Below are 15,779 nucleotides of genomic sequence, written 5' to 3'. Positions count from 1 at the left end.
AGCCACCTGCGGCGGCCCATAGCGATCAGTACGCCTCTTCGCACACACGGCTGACCGCGGCGCGATGTTCGGACCGCCGGCCGGAGGCCGTGCCCCGGCCGACGGTGCAGGCAGGTCAGGGGTGGAGGGACAGGCCCTTGAGGATCTTGTCGACGGCGTTCTTCGGGCCGTGCAGCGCCAGGCCGACGAGGGGCAGGTCGTCGGCGGCGCGTTCCCGTACGACGGCGCGGTTGTCCTCGTCGTGGCCGGTCTTGAACATGTCCTCCGTGTACACGCCGACGCGGAGGTCGCGGGCGAGCGCGCGGTCGTGGACGCGGGCGAGACCCTCCGCGTCGGCGGCGTAGACGAGCACCGGCTGCCGGAAGGTCGGCAGGTAGGCGTTGCCGGAACCGTCCTCGTACGGCTCGCCGATCAGCTCGGGGAAACCGGCGGCCACCCCGCCCGCCAGGAACGCGGTGACGTTGAGCCGCTGCCAGGCCGCGAGGTCGTCCCGTACGACGATGCCGATCTTGGTGTCGAAACGCATGGCCCCAGGATGGCGTGCGGGCTCGCGACCCGTCTTGAACGCTCGTGCGGCGGCCGGGCCAGAATCGGGGTATGACGCGTGACTGGTCCCGCTACTGGCACTCGGCCGACGAGCCGCTGGAGGCCATGCACGCGCACTTCGTACGGCACGTCTACCACCGGCACAGTCATGAGGGCTACTCCTTCGGGGTCACCGACGAGGGCGCCCAGGCGTTCTCCTGCCGGGGCGGGGCGCACACCAGCGCGGCCGGGATGGTCATGGCCTTCAACCCGGAGGATCCGCACGACGGCCGGGCCGCCGACGAACTCGGCTTCACCTACCGGATGGTGCACATCGGCCCCGAGCTGGTCACCGGAGTGCTCGCCGACGTCACCGGCGGACGCGCCGGTCTGCCGCTGTTCCGCGAGCCGGTCGTCGACGACGCGGTCCTCGCCCGGAACCTGCGGGCCCTGCACTCCGCGCTGCTCGGCGGCGCGAGCGCCCTGCGGCGCGACGAGCTGCTGACCGCGACGGTCGCCTCGGTCGTACGGCGCGCGGCCGCATCCGGCGGCCGGCCCGCCGCCGCACCGACCGGCGCGGCACTCATCGCCGAACGCGCCCGCGCGCGGCTTCACGACTCCTACCTGGAGGATCTCACCGCCGATGAGCTGGCCGCCGCGGCCGCGCACACGCGGTTCGGGGTCTACCGGGCGTTCCGGGCGGTGTACGGGATGGCGCCCAGCGACTACCAGCGGCAGCTACGGCTCCGGGAGGCGCGGCGGCTGATCGCGCTCGGCCGGCCGCTCGCCGACGTCGCGACGCACACCGGCTTCGCCGACCAGAGCCACCTGACCCGCTGGTTCGTCCGCTGCTACGGCATCACCCCCGCCCGCTACCGCCGAGCCGCCCGCCTGACCGAGCCCCGGCCGCGGCCGCCACTGGACGGGTGACCATAAGTGCCTGGCCGATAACGGTCGGCGACATTCGCGTACGGCGGCGGTAAGGGAAGGCTGCCGCACATGGGGGGTGTCCCGCCGGAAAGGCCGACCATACGATCCGTATCGGATCGATCACCTAAAGTGAAGGTCCGAGCGAGGTCAATTCTCCGTCCCAGCGCACTGTCGCGCGCGGAAAAAGGGAGGTCTCGGTTTGACGTCATCCTCGTGGCAGGAGCCGGTGTCCACCGACGAGACTGCGGAAGAGCAGTACCAGCGGAGCCTCAGCACCGCGGCGGCACGGAACCTTACGACGACGACCAAGACCCCGCCGCAGATGCAGGCGATCAGCTCGCGCTGGCTGCTGCGGGTCCTGCCGTGGGTCGAGGTGTCCGGCGGTCACTACCGGGTCAACCGTCGGCTGACCTACAAGGTGGGCGGCGGCCGGGTCGCCGTCACGGGCAGCGAGAACCGCGCCCAGATCCTCCCGCCCAGCCTGCGGGAGATCCCGCTGCTGGGCGGGTTCGCGGACGAGGAGGTGCTGGCGGAGCTGGCCGGCCGGTTCATGCTGCGGGAGGCGGCGGCCGGTGAGACGCTCGTCGAGCGCGGCCAGCCCGGCGACCGGCTCTTCGTGGTCGCGCACGGAAAGGTGGACCGGCTGGCCACGGGGCCGTTCGACGCGCCGGCGTCGCATGCCCCGGTCGGTGACGGCGGCTACCTCTTCCCCGGAGCACTGACGGACCCGGACTTCACGTGGGACCACACGGTCGTCGCCATGACGACGTGCTCGCTGCTGGTGCTCTCCCGCCAGGACTTCCAGGCCATGCTCGACCGGTCCGAGGCCCTGGCCGCGCACGTCGAGCGGTACCAGGCGGCGCTGCGGGCGCCGCAGAACCGTAAGGGCGAGGCGGAGATCGCGCTGCTCTCCGGCCATGCGGGCGAGCAGGACGTTCCGACGACGTACGCCGACTACGAGCTCGCCCCGCGCGAGTACGAGCTGGGTGTCGCCCAGACCGTGCTGAAGGTGCACACCCGGGTCACCGACCTGTTCAACGAGCCGATGAACCAGTTGGAGCAGCAGCTCCGGCTGACCGTCGAGGCGCTGCGCGAGCGGCAGGAACACGAGCTGGTCAACAACCGGGACTTCGGGCTGCTGCACAACGTCGACTACTCCCAGCGGATGCAGACCCGGTCGGGTCCCCCCACCCCCGACGACCTGGACGAGCTGCTGTCCCGCCGCCGCAGCACCCGGTTCTTCCTGGCCCATCCGAAGGCGATCGCGGCGTTCCTGCGCGAGTGCAGCCGACGCGGGCTCTACCCGGACCCCGTCGACTGGGAGGGCGGCCGGATCCCGGGCTGGCGGGGCATTCCGATCTTCCCGTGCAACAAGATCCCGGTCGTCGACGGGCACACCTCCTCCATCCTGGCCATGCGCACCGGAGAGGACGACCAGGGCGTGGTCGGCCTGCGCCAGACGGGGATCCCGGACGAGTACGAGCCGGGGCTGAACGTCCGCTTCATGGGCATCGACGAGAAGGCCATCACGTCGTACCTGGTCAGCGCCTACTTCTCGGCTGCGGTGCTGGTCCCGGACGCGCTCGGCGTGCTAGAGAACGTCGAGGTCGCGGCGCCCGGCTCGTGATCCGGACGGTCACCGCCGCCGGCCCGTACGTCCGAGATCTCCCAGGAGCGCACGTGTCACACGACCTGCCGATCCGCCCGACCGGGCTGGGCACGTCCGCGGCCCAGCTGGCGGGCGCGCTTCGGTCGGCGGTCCGCGAGGTGCCATCTCTCCTCGTGGCCCCGCCGAGCAGCGCGGGGGGAGCCGCTCCGCCCGCCGATCCGCCGGAGCGGTCCGCGCTCCCCTGCCCGGGCGAGGGTCTCCCGAACGTCGTACCGGGATACGCCGAACGGCAGTGGGGCGACGGCTCGTACCCGCCGCTGTACTGCCCGGAGACGGTCCGCGTCGACGAGGCCCTCGGTCACCTGGTGAACGAGGCCCTCGTCGCCTGGGCCGAGGAGACGGGCATCTACGCCGATCGGCTCGAGGCGTTCCGCAGCACCGGGTTCGGCCGGCTCGCCATGCTCGCCCACCCCGACACCGACGACCCCGACCGGCTGCTGCTCGCCGCCCAGGTGAACGCCGCCTGGTGGGCGTCCGACGACTACTACTCCGACGAGAGCGAGCTGGGGGCCACTCCGATCGAGCTGCCCCCGCGTCTGGCCCTGGTGATGTCGGCCATGGACCCGCCGCCGCCCGCGGGCGAGTTCACCGGTCCGCTGGAGGAGGCGGTCCAGGCCGATCCGGTGCTGGTGGCGTTCGCCTCGGCCACCGCCCACCTGCGCCGGCACGCCACTCCGGACCAGGTCATGCGGGTCTGCAACACGACCTTCCAGATGTACGTGAGCTGGACGGCGTACGCGGCGTGGCGCTACAGCGGCGAGCTCCCACCCGCCTGGCGGTACCTCGCCGCCCGGCAGCACGACAGTTTCTACACGTCCATGACGTTGATCGACGTCGTCGGTGGTTACCGGCTTCCGGCCGAGCTGTTCTACGCGCCGGAGGTGCACCGTGCCGTGATGCAGGCGGGTACGGCGTCCGTCATCGTCAACGACCTGCACTCGGTCGCCAGGGAGGCGGCGGACGACCAGGCGGACAATCTCGTCCTGCGGGTCGCCGCCGAGGAGAACTGCTCACTGCGCGAGGCGATCGAGACCTGCGTCCGCCTGCACAACGGATTCGTCCGGGACTTCCAGTCCGCGCAGGAGAGACTCGCCGCCGTCCCGTCGGTCGAGCTGCAACGGTTCCTGCGCGGCGCGCAGGCATGGATGGGTGGCGGCTTCGAATGGCACAGCACGAGTAGCCGCTACCGCTGATCCCGCCGCGTGATCCGGGAACCGCTGCCCCGGATCACGCGGCGACTCCGGGCCGACGAGCCACCGGCGCGCCGGCCCGGCGCCCCCCGACCATGAGTAATGAGGAGGCCGGCATGACGTCCGTCCACGACCCCGCCCTCGACGACTCCGCAGTCGTCGCCAGCCCCTACCAGCGCGCGGTCGCCGAGTACTGGAACGCCGAACGCAACCCGGTCAACCTGCGGCTGGGCGAGGTGGACGGCATCTACCACCACCACTACGGGATCGGCGACGTGGACTGGTCGGTGCTGCAGAGCCCACCGGAGGTCCGTGAGGAGCGGGTCGTCGAGGAACTGCACCGCCTGGAGTCCGCCCAGGCCGACTTCCTCCTCGACCACCTCGGCACCGTCGGGCCCGAGGACCGGGTGCTGGACGCCGGCTGCGGGCGAGGCGGGTCCAGCCTGGTGGCCGCGGCACGGTTCGGGTGCCGGGTCGACGGCATCTCGATCTCCCAGGCACAGGTCGACTTCGCGAACGAGCAGGCGAAGCGGCGCGGAGTCGACGGCTCGGTGCGCTTCCACCTGCGCAACATGCTCGACACCGGCTTCCCCACCGGCGCGTTCCAGGCGATCTGGAACAACGAGTCCACGATGTACGTCGAGCTCGGCTCGCTGTTCGCCGAGCACTCCCGGCTGCTCCGGCGCGGCGGCCGGTACGTCACCATCACCGGCTGCTACAACGACGCGTACGGGCTGCCGTCCCGGGCCGTCAGCCAGATCAACGCGCACTACATCTGCGACATCCACCCGCGCAGCACCTATTTCAAGGAGATGGCCGCGAACCGCCTCGTCCCGGTCAGCGTGGTCGACCTCACCGCCGCGACCGTCCCGTACTGGCGGCTGCGCGCCCGGTCCAGCCTGGTCACCGGCATCGAGAACGCGTTCCTCGACGCCTACACCGGCGGCAGTTTCCAGTACTTGCTGATCGCCGCCGACCGCGTCTGAGGCGACTCCCCGGTCATCGGATGAGGAGGTCGCGGAGGGCCTTGGCGATGTCCGCCGGGGCCTCCTCGGCCATGAAGTGGCCGCAGGTCACCGTCGCGTGGTGCAGGTCGGAGGCCCAGGCGCGCCACACCGCGGCGGCGTCGTAGCCGAGGGCGGCGCCCCAGTCCTGCTGCAGCACGGCCACCGGCATCGTCAGGCGGCGGCCGGCGGCGCGGTCGGCCTGGTCGTGTTCGACGTCGATGCCGGCGGAGGCGCGGTAGTCGGCCACGATGGAGGGCACCGCGTCCCGGCAGGCCGCCAGGTACGCGGCGCGGACCTCGGTGGGGATCGCCTCCGGGTCATTGGCCCAGAGGTCGAGGAAGTGGCCGAAGAACGCGTCCGGGCTCCCCGCGATCAGTTGCTCGGGCAGACCGGGCGGCTGGGCCATCAGGTACAGGTGGAAGCCGACGGCGGCGGTGACGCCGTGCATCACGTCCCACATGTCCAGGGTCGGCAGCACGTCCAGGCACGCCATGTGGGTGATCGTCTCGGGATGGTCCAGGCCGGCACGGAAGGCGACCAGCGCGCCGCGGTCGTGCCCGGCCAGCGCGAACCGCTCGTGCCCCAGCGCGCGGGCCAGGGCGACGGTGTCGGCGGCCATCGTCCGCTTGGAGTACGTGTCGCCGTCGGTCTCGGCGGGCTTGTCGCTGGCGCCGTAGCCGCGCAGGTCGGGGCAGATGACCGTGTGGTCGGCGGCGAGGTCGGCGGCGACGTGCCGCCACATCAGGTGGGTCTGCGGGAAACCGTGCAGCAGCACGATCGCGGGTCCCGACCCGCCGACGGCCGTGTTCAGGGACACGCCGTCGGCGACGGGCACGCGCTCGTACTCGAATCCGGGAATGGCAGACGCCATGGTCTTCTCCTCAGGGTCGGATGCGTCCAGCCTGCCGGGCACGGATGAGCATCCGATGAGCGCGCTAACGTGGCGAGGAGGGATGAGCGCGCTAACGTGGCGAGGAGGAAGGAGGCCGGGGGTTGCGCGTCGTGTTCGGGGTGCTGGGGCCGGTCACGGCCTGGGGTTCCGCCGGGGACGCGATCGACCTGAAGGGGCCACGGCACCGAGCGGTGCTGGCCCGGCTGATCACGGCCCGCGGCCGCGTCGTCCCCGTCACCCGGCTGGCCGACGACCTGTGGGCGGATGACCCGCCCGCCGGCGCCGTCGGCGCGGTCCGTACATTCGTGGCCGCCCTGCGCCGTGCGGTGGAGCCGGACCGGCCGCCGCGCGCCCCGGCCCGGCTGCTCGTCACCGAGGGCCCGGGCTACGCGCTGCGCGCCGACCCGGACGCGGTGGACGCCTGGCGGTTCGAGCGGGCGGTCACCGCCGCCGCGACGCTGCCGCCCGGGGACGCGCTCCCCCGGCTGGACGAGGCACTGGGGTGGTGGCGCGGCCCCGCCTACGCGGAGTTCGCCGACGAGCCGTGGGCCCACGCGGAGCGTTCCCGCCTCGCGGAGTTGCGCCTGCACGCGCTGGAGCGCCGGGCGGAGGCGCGGCTGGACCTGGGGCGGGCCGCCGAGGCGGTACCGGATCTGGACGCGCACGTGGCCGAACACCCGTGGCGGGAGCACGCCTGGCGGCTGCTGGCCCTGGCGCTGTACCGCACCGGCCGGCAGGGTGACGCGCTCGCGGTGCTGCGCCGGGCGCGCACGCTGCTCGTCGAGGACCTGGGGCTGGACCCCGGTCCGGCCCTGCGCGACCTGGAGGCGGACATCCTCGCCCACGCCGCCCGCCTCGATCCGGCGCCGGGCGGTACGGCGGGGCGGGTCTGGGCGGAGACGGCCGCCGCGTACGACCGCGCCGTGCCGTCCGGGGCGCGGGCCCGGCTGGAGTCGACGGTCGGCCTGCTGCGTGACCTGGCGATGACCGGGGGAAGCGGGCTGGCGGAGGCACGCCGGCACCGCGTGGCGGCGATCGAGGCGGCCGAGGAGCTGGGCGACGCGGAGCTGACCGCGCGGGTGATCGGCGCGTACGACGTCCCCGCGATCTGGACGCGGGTCGACGACCCCGGGCAGGCCGCCCGGGTGGTCGCGGCGGCCGAGCGGACCCTGGCCGCCCTGCCGCGCACCGGTCAGGACGCGGCACGCGCCCGGCTGCTGGCCACCGTCGCCCTCGAGTCGCGCGGCACCCGCGCGGAGCGCGGTCCCGAGGCCGCCCGGCAGGCGGAGCAGCTGGCCCGGGGCTTGGACGACCCGACGCTGCTGGCGTTCGCCCTGAACGCCGTGTTCATGCAGAGCTTCGAGCGGGCCGGTCTGGCGCCGCGCCGCGACGCGATCGGCGCCGAACTGGTGGCGTTGTCCGCCCGGCACGGCCTGCCGACGTTCGAGATCCTCGGTCATCTCATCCGCGTCCAGGCCCGGAGCGCCCTCGCGGACTTCGCCGGCGCGGACGAGCACGCGGCGGCGGCCGGCCGCCTGGCCGAACGCCACGAGCGGCCGCTCGTGGACGTCTTCACCCGGTGGTACGCCGCGCTGCGGCTGACCGAGACCTGTTCGGCGGCCGAGACCGGGGCGGCGGCCGAGACGCGTTCTGCGGCCGAGACCGGGGCGGCGGCCGAGGCCGAGGCGGCGTACCGGGACGCCGCGACCTGCCTGCCCGACTCGGGCATGCCGGGGCTGGAGCGGGGCCTGCTGCCGCTCGCGCTGCTGTGCCTGCGCGTACGGCACGGCCTGCCCGCCCGCCTCGGCGGGGCGGCCGACTGGGGGCCGTACGAGCCGTGGGCACGGCCCTTGCTGCTCCTGGCCGAGGGCCGTCGCGAGGCGGCCGCCGCCGCGCTGCGCGAGGTCCCGGACCCGCCACGCGACCTGCTGCTGGAGGCCCTGTGGTGCCTGACCGCCCGGGCGGCCGTCGCCCTGGGCGACCGGCCGGCGATGGAGCGGGCGTACGCCGCGCTGTCTCCGGCGGCGGCGGAACTGGCCGGGGCGGGCAGCGGCGTGCTCACGGTCGGCCCGGTCGCCCGCCACCTGGCCGACCTCGCCGACGCCCTCCGCCGGCCCTGATCGCGCGCCACTGCTCAGTCGGCGGCGGATGCGCCGGTCGCCGCCTTCTGGTCGGCGACCTCGCGCCGGGCGGGGATGCGCTTGCCGAGGGTGATGAAGAACAGGATCAGGCCTACGGTCAGCAGGATGTGCCCCGCGCCGGCGACGAGGGCTATGGCGTCACCGCTCTCGTGGCCCAGGACGGTGAGGGTCCCGTGGAGCGTCATCATGGCCACGGTCACCGCGAGACCGGCGTTGTACACCCAGAAGGACCAGTCGAACAGCCTGACGGCGCTCAGGGCGAACTGCTTCTCCAGCATCAGGACGATGAGGAAGAACAGCATGCCGAGCGCGAGCACGTGGGTGTGCACGAGACCGAGCTGCGTGTCCCCGGTGAAGTGCTCGGCCTTGGTGATCTCACGGTAGTAGAAGCCGCTCACCAAGCCGATGATCATGTACACGTGGGCGGCGTTGTAGATCTTCCTCATTGCACTTCTCAATCTCGTTCAAGTGGTCGCTGCGTTCAGAACCTGGCAGTGTCCCAGGCCTGGCTGGACAGGAAGTAGGTGTCGTAGAGCTCCTGCACGTCCAGGAGGCTCTCGGGCGGCACCTTCCCGTAGGCGATGCGCTCCAGGTGGCGGAAGTACTCGAACCGTTCGACGCCGGGCGTGATGACGATGAGGATGTCGGCGTTCTCGCCGGAGGCGGCGGCGAAGGCGTGCGGCGCGCCGGGCGGCACGATCACCAGGTCGCCCCGTTCGGCGGTCACGACCTGCTCGCCGGACAGCAGTTGTGCGGTGCCGTCCAGCATGTAGAACAGCTCGGCGGAGTTGTCGTGGCGGTGCGGCTTGGCGCCGTCCGCGCCGTCCGCGAGGGTGACCCGTTGGGTCGACAGCGCGCCGCCGGTCGAGCTGCTGTCGGCCAGCAGCCGGACTGTGGTGGGGGCCCGGCCGATCACCTCGGCCTCGGCGGAACGGACGATGACGGCGTCGTTGAAGTCCGGCGTGATCAGAGACATGGATCGACTCCTCTGAGGTGTGAGTTCGGGGATCTCAGACGGCGAACATCAGGGCGGCGCTGATGAGCACGGCCACGGCGGTGGCGAAGTGGACGCCGAACGCGACCGCCTTGGAGCCGCCGTGGCGCAGGACGATGAGGGTGTCGCCGAGCGGCAAGATCGCGACGACCAGCATGTACCAGCCGACGGCGTGCGCGCTGGCGAACGCGAGCAGGACCGCGCCGAGGACGCCGTAGGTGAAGTCGCGCAGTCCCTTGATGGTCAGGTACGCGGAGTCACCGTTCTCCTTGGCCGGTACGCCGTACCCGGTGGCGGAGGCCTGGGGCGCCAGCAGGAACCGCAGGCCGATGAACAGCACCAGGACGACGAGGACGATGGCGAGCCCGTAGGCGATGGGCGTGAGCATGACAGCCTCCGATGGCTAGCAGCGCTAGGAACGAGGTCGACACTAGCAGAGCGATGACAGTTGCGCTAGCGGTGCTAGAATCAGGGTCATGTCGATACAGGCGCGCCGGGAGCGCGAGCGGGCGGAGCGGGAACGGTTGATCGTCACGGCGGCTCGGGAGCTGGCCGAATCCGAAGGCTGGGACGCGGTGACCACGCGCCGGCTGGCCGCCGAGATCGAGTACAGCCAGCCGGTCCTCTACAGCCACTTCAAGGGCAAGGACGCCATCATGGCCGCCGTCGCCATCGAAGGCTGCGCCGACCTGGCCGCCGAACTCCGCGCGGCCCGTACGTCGGCCGCCGACCCGCGACAGGCACTCGCCGCCGTCGGAGCGGCCTTCGCCGCCTTCGCCGACCGGCATCCCGCGCTGTTCGACGCCATGTTCGTGCACGCCGTCGACCTGCCGTTCGCCACCCCCGAAGCACCGGCCGCCCTCCAGGAGGCGTTCGGCGAACTCCGCGAGGCCGTCCGGCCCTTCGCCCACGACGACGACCTCGGAACACTCACCGAGACCTTCTGGAGCGGCCTGCACGGCCTCATGACCCTCATGCATGGCGGCCGCATGCGCCGCGAGGACCACGAGAAGCGGCTGGCCCTCCTCATCGACCGCTTCGCCCACTGATCCGGGCGGACCCCGCCTACCCGCCGACCGCCGGCGCGTTGCGGCCGTCGGCCACCTGACATCCCCTGCCGTCGTCAGCCGGCGGGGAACAGGCGGGTGCGCCAGGACGCCAGTTCGGTGGCGGCGGCGGCGCGCTGGGCCGCCGTCACCGCCGTACCGCTCGCCGTGTTCACGACCAGGGCGAAGTGCAGCCCGGCGGGCGCGGTGAGGACCAGCCGGTGGGCGGTGGTCGAGCCGGTCTCGTCGCCCGCCTTGACCGCCCCGGAGGAGGGGACGCCGGTGAGGGTGCCGAGGTCGCTCACGACGGTGGTGCTCGCCGGGGCGAACGACCGGGGCAGGTGCAGCTCGGTGGCGGCGCCACCGGCCGCGCCGCGCCAGACCAGCACGCCGTACTGGCGGTCCTTCACCAGGGCGGCGACGTTCGGCAGCGACGAGGGAACGGTCAGCCAGGCCTGCTGCCGCCCGGTGCCGTCCGGGGCCAGGTCCTCGTACGCGAAGGCGAGTGCGTCACCGGCCACGGCGGAGGGGTACAGGCGGTCCAGGAGACGTGCGTCGAGCCGGAGACCGACGTTCCCGGCCGTGTCGGTGGTGACGACGGAGAAGTCCTCGCCGTTCCACCCGTCGCCGGCGGTCTGCACCTTGTCGGGGTTGCCGTTCATGAGCTCGTGGTGGTTCCCGCTGTAGACGTCCCAGTGCCACTGGGTTCCCGACAGGACGGGGCCACCGCTCGCGGCGGAGTCCCACCAGTTCTTGCCGGCCACGCCGTAGTCCATGGCCTGGTACATCGCGCGGACCATCCACGGCGTGCGGTCACTGCCCGTCCCGGACAGCTTGTTGCCGAACTCCGACACGAGCGGCGCGGTCCGCAGGTCCGTCGCCCGCTGCCGGATCTCGTTCATCGCGGCGTCGTACGTCCCGTCACCTGCCGGGGTCGGGTCCACGGTGATCCGGGCACCGTCGTAGTAATGACTGTTGAACGCCAGCCGGGTGCCGAGAGGGCCGGCCGACGACAGGCCGCCCTCCTCGAAGAACCCGGTGTTCCAGAAGACCAGCGGTTCGACGAAGGCGGTCTTGGCGGTCCATCCCGCGTCGTCCATCGCCGTACGGAACCGCTGGTAGAAGGGCAGCAGATAGGTCTTCTCCCAGTCCAGGCCGGTCTGTCCGTCCAGACCGCCGTCGAAGGGCTCGTTGAACGGGTCGAACCCGACGATGCTCTGGAACGCCTGCGCCGGCAGTTTCTGCCGCAGGTACGTCATGGTCGCGGCGGCCTGGCCGAGGAAGGCGTCCTGCACGCCGACCTGCCCGCTCGCCGTGGTCAGCGTCCGGTCGTGCCAGAAGTCGTGGGCGGCCTGGCGTACGGCGGCGTTGGTCTGCATGTTCTGCCCCCACAGCAGGCAGATCCCGCACGATTCCTTCGGGTAGTTCCCCGCCTTGATCACCCAGTCGGGCGCGCCGTCGCCGGTGTACCAGCTGCCGCTGTTGAACAGGTGGGAGGAGTACAGGTCCTGGTGGTAGTCGAGCAGGACACGGAACCCGCGGTCGGTGAAGGCCGTGATCTGCTGGATCGCCCGGTCGAGGTAGGAGTAGTCGATCCGGTCGGAGGCGGGCTGCACGCCCTCCCAGCTGATCAGGAACCGGACGGCGTTCGCACCGGTCAGGTCCCGCATCGCCTGCGCCGACCGGGCCGCGTCGGCCGTGCCGCGGAACGGCAGCAGGCCGTTCTCTTGCAGCTTGGCGCCGCCGGAGACGTTGAAGCCGCGCAGTGTCACCTGGCGCCCGTCGCCGTCGCGGAACACCCAATTCTGTCCCGCGGGCGCGACCACGACGGCCGGGCTCCCGGCCGCCCTGGCCCGCGGGGCTCCGGGAACGGCGACGGCGGCGGCCACGGCGAGCGCCACGGCCAGGGCTCTCCCGGTACGAACGGACGCGAAGGACAGCCTCGGCATGGCGCGGCCTCCCTGGCAGGCGGGCCTTTCACTGTCCATCAGATGTCGCGCTCCGGCAATGGTTCTTGGTACCTTCTCTCGCTCGAATCGCTCAGACAGCCCCACAGTCGCATGAATGGGATAAAGACAATGAGGACTCGTAACTTCGCGATCGCCGTGCTGTGCACCGGCATCGCGCTGGCAGGATGCTCGGGCGGGTCCGACGACAAGAAGTCCACATCGGCACCGCCCACCAAGACCACGACCAAGGCCGCCGCGGCGCCGAAACTGCCGGCCGGCTTCCGGAAGATCGGCGGCCCGGACAACGGCTTCACCGCCGGTGTGCCGAAGAGCTGGAAACCGCTGAACCTGAACGCGCTGGCCAAGGCCCGCGCGGCTCTCGAGAAGAGCGGCACCTCCCCGGCCGCCGCCCAGCAGATGATCAAGACCCTGAAGGCGAACAACGCCGTCCTCGTGATCGACCCGAAGTCGGCGCAGACCGCCGGATTCGCCGCCAACCTCAACGGCTTCTGCCAGTCCGCGGCCGCCCCCTCCGCGGCGCAGGTGAAGGCACAGCTGCAGCAGGTCGGCGGGCAGAACATCGCCTCAAAGAAGGTCACCGTCGGCGGCCAGTCCGGGCTCAGGACGACGTACGACCGGAAGGTGGGCGCCGCCTCGACGGTGGGCGTGCAGTACCAGGTCACCGGCGACAGCGGGAAGGTCTGCTTCATCACGCTGACCGCCAAGAGGGGGACGAAGGTACCGTTCAACGCCATCGGCGCGACCATTCACGCCCTCTGACCGAGCGCGTTCGCCGCCCGGCGAGCGCTCGTCAGGGCTCGCCGAACTCGGCGAGGACGGCGGCGGTGTGCTCGCCGAGGGCCGGGACCGCCCCCATGCGCGGCTCGCGCCCGGCCACGGTCACCGGCGGGAGGAGTGCGTTCAGGGGTCCCACGGGAGACCCGACCTGCCGCCACCGGTCCCGCGCGGCGAGCTGCGGATGCCCGGCGAACTCCTCCATCGACCGCAGCCGGGCGTTGGCGATGCCGGCCTCGTCGAGACGGCGGACCGCCTCGTCGGTGGTCGCGTCGGCGAACGCGTCCTCGATGAGGGCGGTCAGCTCCGCGCGGTGCTCGACGCGGAGCGAGTTGCGGGCGAAGCGCTCGTCCCGCGCGAGTTCGGGCCGGCGCAGGACGTGCTCGCACAGCGCGGCCCACTCGCGTTCGTTCTGCAGCCCGATGAAGACCTGGTGGCCGTCCCCCGTCCGGTGCGGTCCGTACGGCGCGATCGTCGCGTGCTCCGCGCCCGTACGGCCGGGCGGCGTACCGCCGTACGCCGCGTAGTAGTACGGGTATCCCATCCACTCGCCCAGCGCCTCGAGCATGGCGACCGACAGGTCCGTGCCCCGCCCGGTGCGCTCCCGCTCGTACAGGGCGGTGAGGATGCCGCTGTAGGCGTACATCCCGGCGGCGATGTCGGCGACGGAGATCCCGACCTTCGCCGGCTCCTCGGGCGTTCCCGTCACGGACAGGACGCCGGCCTCGCACTGGACGAGCAGGTCGTACGCCTTCTTCGCGCGGTACGGGCCGGCGTCGCCGTAGCCGGAGATGCCGCAGGTGATCAGTCGGGGGTTGCGGCTGCGCAGCTCGCCGGGGATCAGGCCGAGGCGCTCGGCGGCGCCGGGGGCGAGGTTCTGGACGAGGACGTCCGCCCGGTCGACGATCCGGTGCAGGGCCGCCCGTCCCGCCGGGTCCTTGACGTCGAGGACCACCGACTCCTTGCCGCGGTTCAGCCAGACGAAGTGGCTCGACATCCCGCGTACGGTCTCGTCGTATCCGCGGGCGAAGTCCCCGGCGCCGGGGCGTTCGATCTTGATGACGCGCGCTCCGAGGTCGGCGAGCTGCCGCGTGGCGAAGGGCGCGGCGACGGCCTGCTCGAGCGCGACCACGGTGACCCCGCGCAACGGCAGCGCCTCCATCCCGGTTACTCCTGCACCGGCGGGAGGGAGTCCTCGGGAGGACGCGGAACCGGCGGGTGCGGCGCGTGGTCGCGCTTGTAGACCAGCAGCGTGCGCTTGAACGAGCAGACGACGACGCCGTTCTGGTTGAAACCCTCGGTGGCCACGGTGACGACGCCGACGTTCGGCCGGGAGCGGGACTCGCGGAGCGCGATGACCTTCGACCGCGAGTAGAGCGTGTCGCCCTCGAAGACGGGAGCCGGGAGCCGTACGTCGTCCCAGCCGAGGTTCGCCATGACGTTCTGCGAGACGTCGGTGACGGACTGGCCGGTGATGAGGGCGAGGGTGAACGTCGAGTCGACGAGCGGCCGCCCGAACTCGGTCCGCGCGGCGTAGTGGTGGTCGACGTGCACCATCGCGGTGTTCTGCGTGAGCAGGGTGAACCACATGTTGTCGGTCGTCGTCACCGTCCGGCCGAGCGGGTGGTAGTACACGTCGCCGAGCGTGAAGTCCTCGTAGTAGCGGCCACGCCACGTCATACGCCAAGTCTAGGTGGCGGGCGAAGGCGAAGATCGTACGATAAGCGAGGCACTGTCCTTGATCGGAAGCGGGCGCAGATGGTCGATTTCTCGCAGGGTCTCCCTCCGGCGTTCCTGAGCACCACCAACGCGTCGTTCCGGGAGTTGCTGGCGGAGGTCGCACCCGACGCGCTGCCCACCGGCACCATCCGGGAGTCGGCCGCCGGGCTCGACCTGCCGCACGGGACCACGGTGCTGGCGCTGACCTTCGAGGGCGGCGTGCTGATGGCCGGTGACCGCCGGGCCACCATGGGCAACCTCATCGCGCAGCGCGACCTGGAGAAGGTGAACTACGCCGACGAGTACTCCGTGGTCGCCTTCGCCGGCACGGTCGGTCTCGCGATCGAGATGGTCCGCCTCTTCCAGTTCGAGCTGGCGCACTACGAGAAGATCGAGGGCCGGCGGCTGTCGCTCGACGGCAAGGCCCGCCGGCTGGCCGCGCTCGTCCAGGGCAACCTCGGCGCGGCCATGCAGGGGCTGGTGGTCGTGCCCCTTTTCGCGGGTTACGACCTCGACCGGGGAGCCGGCCGGATCTACTCCTTCGACGTCGCCGGCGGCCCGTACGAGATGAAGGACTTCCACGTCGACGGCTCCGGCTCGCCGTACGCGCGGGGCGCGCTGAAGAAGCTGTACCGGCGCGGGATGTCCCAGGAGGACGCCCTCGTCGCGGCCGTCCAGGCGCTGTACGACGCGGCGGACGACGACTCGGCCACCGGCGGCCCGGACCTGACCCGCCGCATCTTCCCGACCGTCGCGGTCGTCACCGACGACGGGTACCGCCACCTGCCCGAGGAGGAGGTCCGCTCGGTCGCCGAGGCGGTCGTCGCCGCCCGGCACGACTCCCCGGGCGGCCCGATCGCGTCCCTGCGCTGAGGAGCCTGCACCTGGCAGAGGTACCCTCAGCGGAGCGCTGGTCGCTCGT

Annotated in this window: 16 protein-coding genes; 8 read left to right on the top strand and 8 right to left on the bottom strand. The window is 72.0% G+C overall.

All coding sequences use genetic code 11. The annotated features are described in order from the left end of the window. Positions 1-115 precede the first annotated feature (115 nt). Positions 116-526, bottom strand: coding sequence for a DUF2000 family protein (locus ABD978_RS08555; RefSeq protein ID WP_345351150.1), 411 nt, complete (start codon positions 524-526; stop codon positions 116-118). Between the two features lie 71 nt (positions 527-597). Between ABD978_RS08555 and ABD978_RS08550 the strand changes: the two genes are divergently transcribed. The 4 genes from ABD978_RS08550 to ABD978_RS08535 all read left to right on the top strand — a co-directional run bounded on the left by ABD978_RS08550 (position 598) and on the right by ABD978_RS08535 (position 5,300). After that, entirely contained in the window at positions 598-1,455 is an 858-nt protein-coding gene (locus tag ABD978_RS08550) for an AraC family transcriptional regulator (RefSeq protein WP_345351148.1), read from the top strand. Between the two features lie 199 nt (positions 1,456-1,654). Then, complete coding sequence (locus ABD978_RS08545) at positions 1,655-3,082, top strand: family 2B encapsulin nanocompartment shell protein (RefSeq protein WP_345351146.1); 1,428 nt, start codon at positions 1,655-1,657, stop codon at positions 3,080-3,082. A gap of 53 nt (positions 3,083-3,135) precedes the next feature. After that, a complete protein-coding gene (locus tag ABD978_RS08540) occupies positions 3,136-4,317 on the top strand; it encodes a family 2 encapsulin nanocompartment cargo protein terpene cyclase (protein WP_345351143.1) in 1,182 nt (393 codons plus the stop codon). A gap of 113 nt (positions 4,318-4,430) precedes the next feature. Beyond that, a complete protein-coding gene (locus tag ABD978_RS08535) occupies positions 4,431-5,300 on the top strand; it encodes a geranyl diphosphate 2-C-methyltransferase (protein WP_345351140.1) in 870 nt (289 codons plus the stop codon). Positions 5,301-5,313: 13 nt separating this feature from the next. On the opposite strand, the gene ABD978_RS08530 is transcribed toward ABD978_RS08535, so the two are convergent. After that, positions 5,314-6,192, bottom strand: a complete 879-nt coding sequence (locus ABD978_RS08530; RefSeq protein ID WP_345351137.1) for an alpha/beta fold hydrolase — start codon at positions 6,190-6,192, stop codon at positions 5,314-5,316. 122 nt (positions 6,193-6,314) lie between these two features. On the opposite strand from ABD978_RS08530, the gene ABD978_RS08525 reads away from it, so the two are divergent. Then, positions 6,315-8,333: an AfsR/SARP family transcriptional regulator gene (locus tag ABD978_RS08525; RefSeq protein ID WP_345351134.1), complete on the top strand. Its 2,019-nt coding sequence runs from the start codon at positions 6,315-6,317 to the stop codon at positions 8,331-8,333. 14 nt (positions 8,334-8,347) lie between these two features. Here ABD978_RS08525 and ABD978_RS08520 read toward each other — a convergent pair whose 3' ends face one another. Genes ABD978_RS08520 through ABD978_RS08510 form a run of 3 tightly spaced genes read right to left on the bottom strand, consistent with a single transcriptional unit; the run spans position 8,348 to position 9,736 of the window. Further along, positions 8,348-8,800 (bottom strand): DUF2871 domain-containing protein, encoded by a 453-nt coding sequence (locus tag ABD978_RS08520; protein ID WP_345351131.1) that lies wholly within the window; start codon positions 8,798-8,800, stop codon positions 8,348-8,350. 35 nt (positions 8,801-8,835) lie between these two features. Continuing rightward, the gene (locus ABD978_RS08515; protein ID WP_345351128.1) at positions 8,836-9,330 is read right to left on the bottom strand and encodes a cupin domain-containing protein; all 495 of its coding nucleotides are present in this window, start codon (positions 9,328-9,330) and stop codon (positions 8,836-8,838) included. 34 nt (positions 9,331-9,364) lie between these two features. Then, entirely contained in the window at positions 9,365-9,736 is a 372-nt protein-coding gene (locus ABD978_RS08510) for a DUF4267 domain-containing protein (protein WP_345351125.1), read from the bottom strand. A gap of 88 nt (positions 9,737-9,824) precedes the next feature. On the opposite strand from ABD978_RS08510, the gene ABD978_RS08505 reads away from it, so the two are divergent. Then, positions 9,825-10,397 carry a TetR/AcrR family transcriptional regulator gene (locus ABD978_RS08505; protein ID WP_345351122.1) on the top strand — a complete coding sequence of 191 codons (573 nt, stop codon included), beginning with the start codon at positions 9,825-9,827 and terminating at the stop codon, positions 10,395-10,397. 74 nt (positions 10,398-10,471) lie between these two features. Here the strand turns inward: ABD978_RS08505 and ABD978_RS08500 are convergent, their stop codons facing one another. Further along, positions 10,472-12,343, bottom strand: coding sequence for a cellulase family glycosylhydrolase (locus ABD978_RS08500; RefSeq protein WP_345351119.1), 1,872 nt, complete (start codon positions 12,341-12,343; stop codon positions 10,472-10,474). Between the two features lie 129 nt (positions 12,344-12,472). On the opposite strand from ABD978_RS08500, the gene ABD978_RS08495 reads away from it, so the two are divergent. Further along, positions 12,473-13,123: a hypothetical protein gene (locus ABD978_RS08495; protein WP_345351116.1), complete on the top strand. Its 651-nt coding sequence runs from the start codon at positions 12,473-12,475 to the stop codon at positions 13,121-13,123. Between the two features lie 31 nt (positions 13,124-13,154). On the opposite strand, the gene ABD978_RS08490 is transcribed toward ABD978_RS08495, so the two are convergent. Next, positions 13,155-14,300: a CaiB/BaiF CoA transferase family protein gene (locus tag ABD978_RS08490; protein WP_345351113.1), complete on the bottom strand. Its 1,146-nt coding sequence runs from the start codon at positions 14,298-14,300 to the stop codon at positions 13,155-13,157. Between the two features lie 5 nt (positions 14,301-14,305). Beyond that, on the bottom strand, positions 14,306-14,818 hold the full coding sequence (locus ABD978_RS08485) for a MaoC family dehydratase (protein WP_345351110.1): 513 nt from the start codon (positions 14,816-14,818) through the stop codon (positions 14,306-14,308). A gap of 78 nt (positions 14,819-14,896) precedes the next feature. Between ABD978_RS08485 and prcB the strand changes: the two genes are divergently transcribed. Next, the gene (gene prcB / locus ABD978_RS08480; RefSeq protein ID WP_345351107.1) at positions 14,897-15,730 is read left to right on the top strand and encodes a proteasome subunit beta; all 834 of its coding nucleotides are present in this window, start codon (positions 14,897-14,899) and stop codon (positions 15,728-15,730) included. The last annotated feature ends 49 nt before the right edge of the window (positions 15,731-15,779 follow it).

Source organism: Actinoallomurus liliacearum, assembly GCF_039542035.1.
In the GTDB taxonomy this organism is placed as follows: domain Bacteria; phylum Actinomycetota; class Actinomycetes; order Streptosporangiales; family Streptosporangiaceae; genus Actinoallomurus; species Actinoallomurus liliacearum.
The sequence above is the reverse complement of the archived record's forward strand: the minus strand, read 5'-3'. Positions and strand labels throughout refer to the sequence as shown.

Coding starts and splice junctions, on each gene's coding strand:
- ABD978_RS08555 (WP_345351150.1), bottom strand. CDS start 526: ATGCGTTTCGACACCAAGATCGGCATCGTCGTACGGGACGACCTCGCG.
- ABD978_RS08550 (WP_345351148.1), top strand. CDS start 598: ATGACGCGTGACTGGTCCCGCTACTGGCACTCGGCCGACGAGCCGCTG.
- ABD978_RS08535 (WP_345351140.1), top strand. CDS start 4,431: ATGACGTCCGTCCACGACCCCGCCCTCGACGACTCCGCAGTCGTCGCC.
- ABD978_RS08530 (WP_345351137.1), bottom strand. CDS start 6,192: ATGGCGTCTGCCATTCCCGGATTCGAGTACGAGCGCGTGCCCGTCGCC.
- ABD978_RS08520 (WP_345351131.1), bottom strand. CDS start 8,800: ATGAGGAAGATCTACAACGCCGCCCACGTGTACATGATCATCGGCTTG.
- ABD978_RS08515 (WP_345351128.1), bottom strand. CDS start 9,330: ATGTCTCTGATCACGCCGGACTTCAACGACGCCGTCATCGTCCGTTCC.
- ABD978_RS08510 (WP_345351125.1), bottom strand. CDS start 9,736: ATGCTCACGCCCATCGCCTACGGGCTCGCCATCGTCCTCGTCGTCCTG.
- ABD978_RS08505 (WP_345351122.1), top strand. CDS start 9,825: ATGTCGATACAGGCGCGCCGGGAGCGCGAGCGGGCGGAGCGGGAACGG.
- ABD978_RS08500 (WP_345351119.1), bottom strand. CDS start 12,343: ATGCCGAGGCTGTCCTTCGCGTCCGTTCGTACCGGGAGAGCCCTGGCC.
- ABD978_RS08495 (WP_345351116.1), top strand. CDS start 12,473: ATGAGGACTCGTAACTTCGCGATCGCCGTGCTGTGCACCGGCATCGCG.
- ABD978_RS08490 (WP_345351113.1), bottom strand. CDS start 14,300: ATGGAGGCGCTGCCGTTGCGCGGGGTCACCGTGGTCGCGCTCGAGCAG.
- ABD978_RS08485 (WP_345351110.1), bottom strand. CDS start 14,818: ATGACGTGGCGTGGCCGCTACTACGAGGACTTCACGCTCGGCGACGTG.
- prcB (WP_345351107.1), top strand. CDS start 14,897: ATGGTCGATTTCTCGCAGGGTCTCCCTCCGGCGTTCCTGAGCACCACC.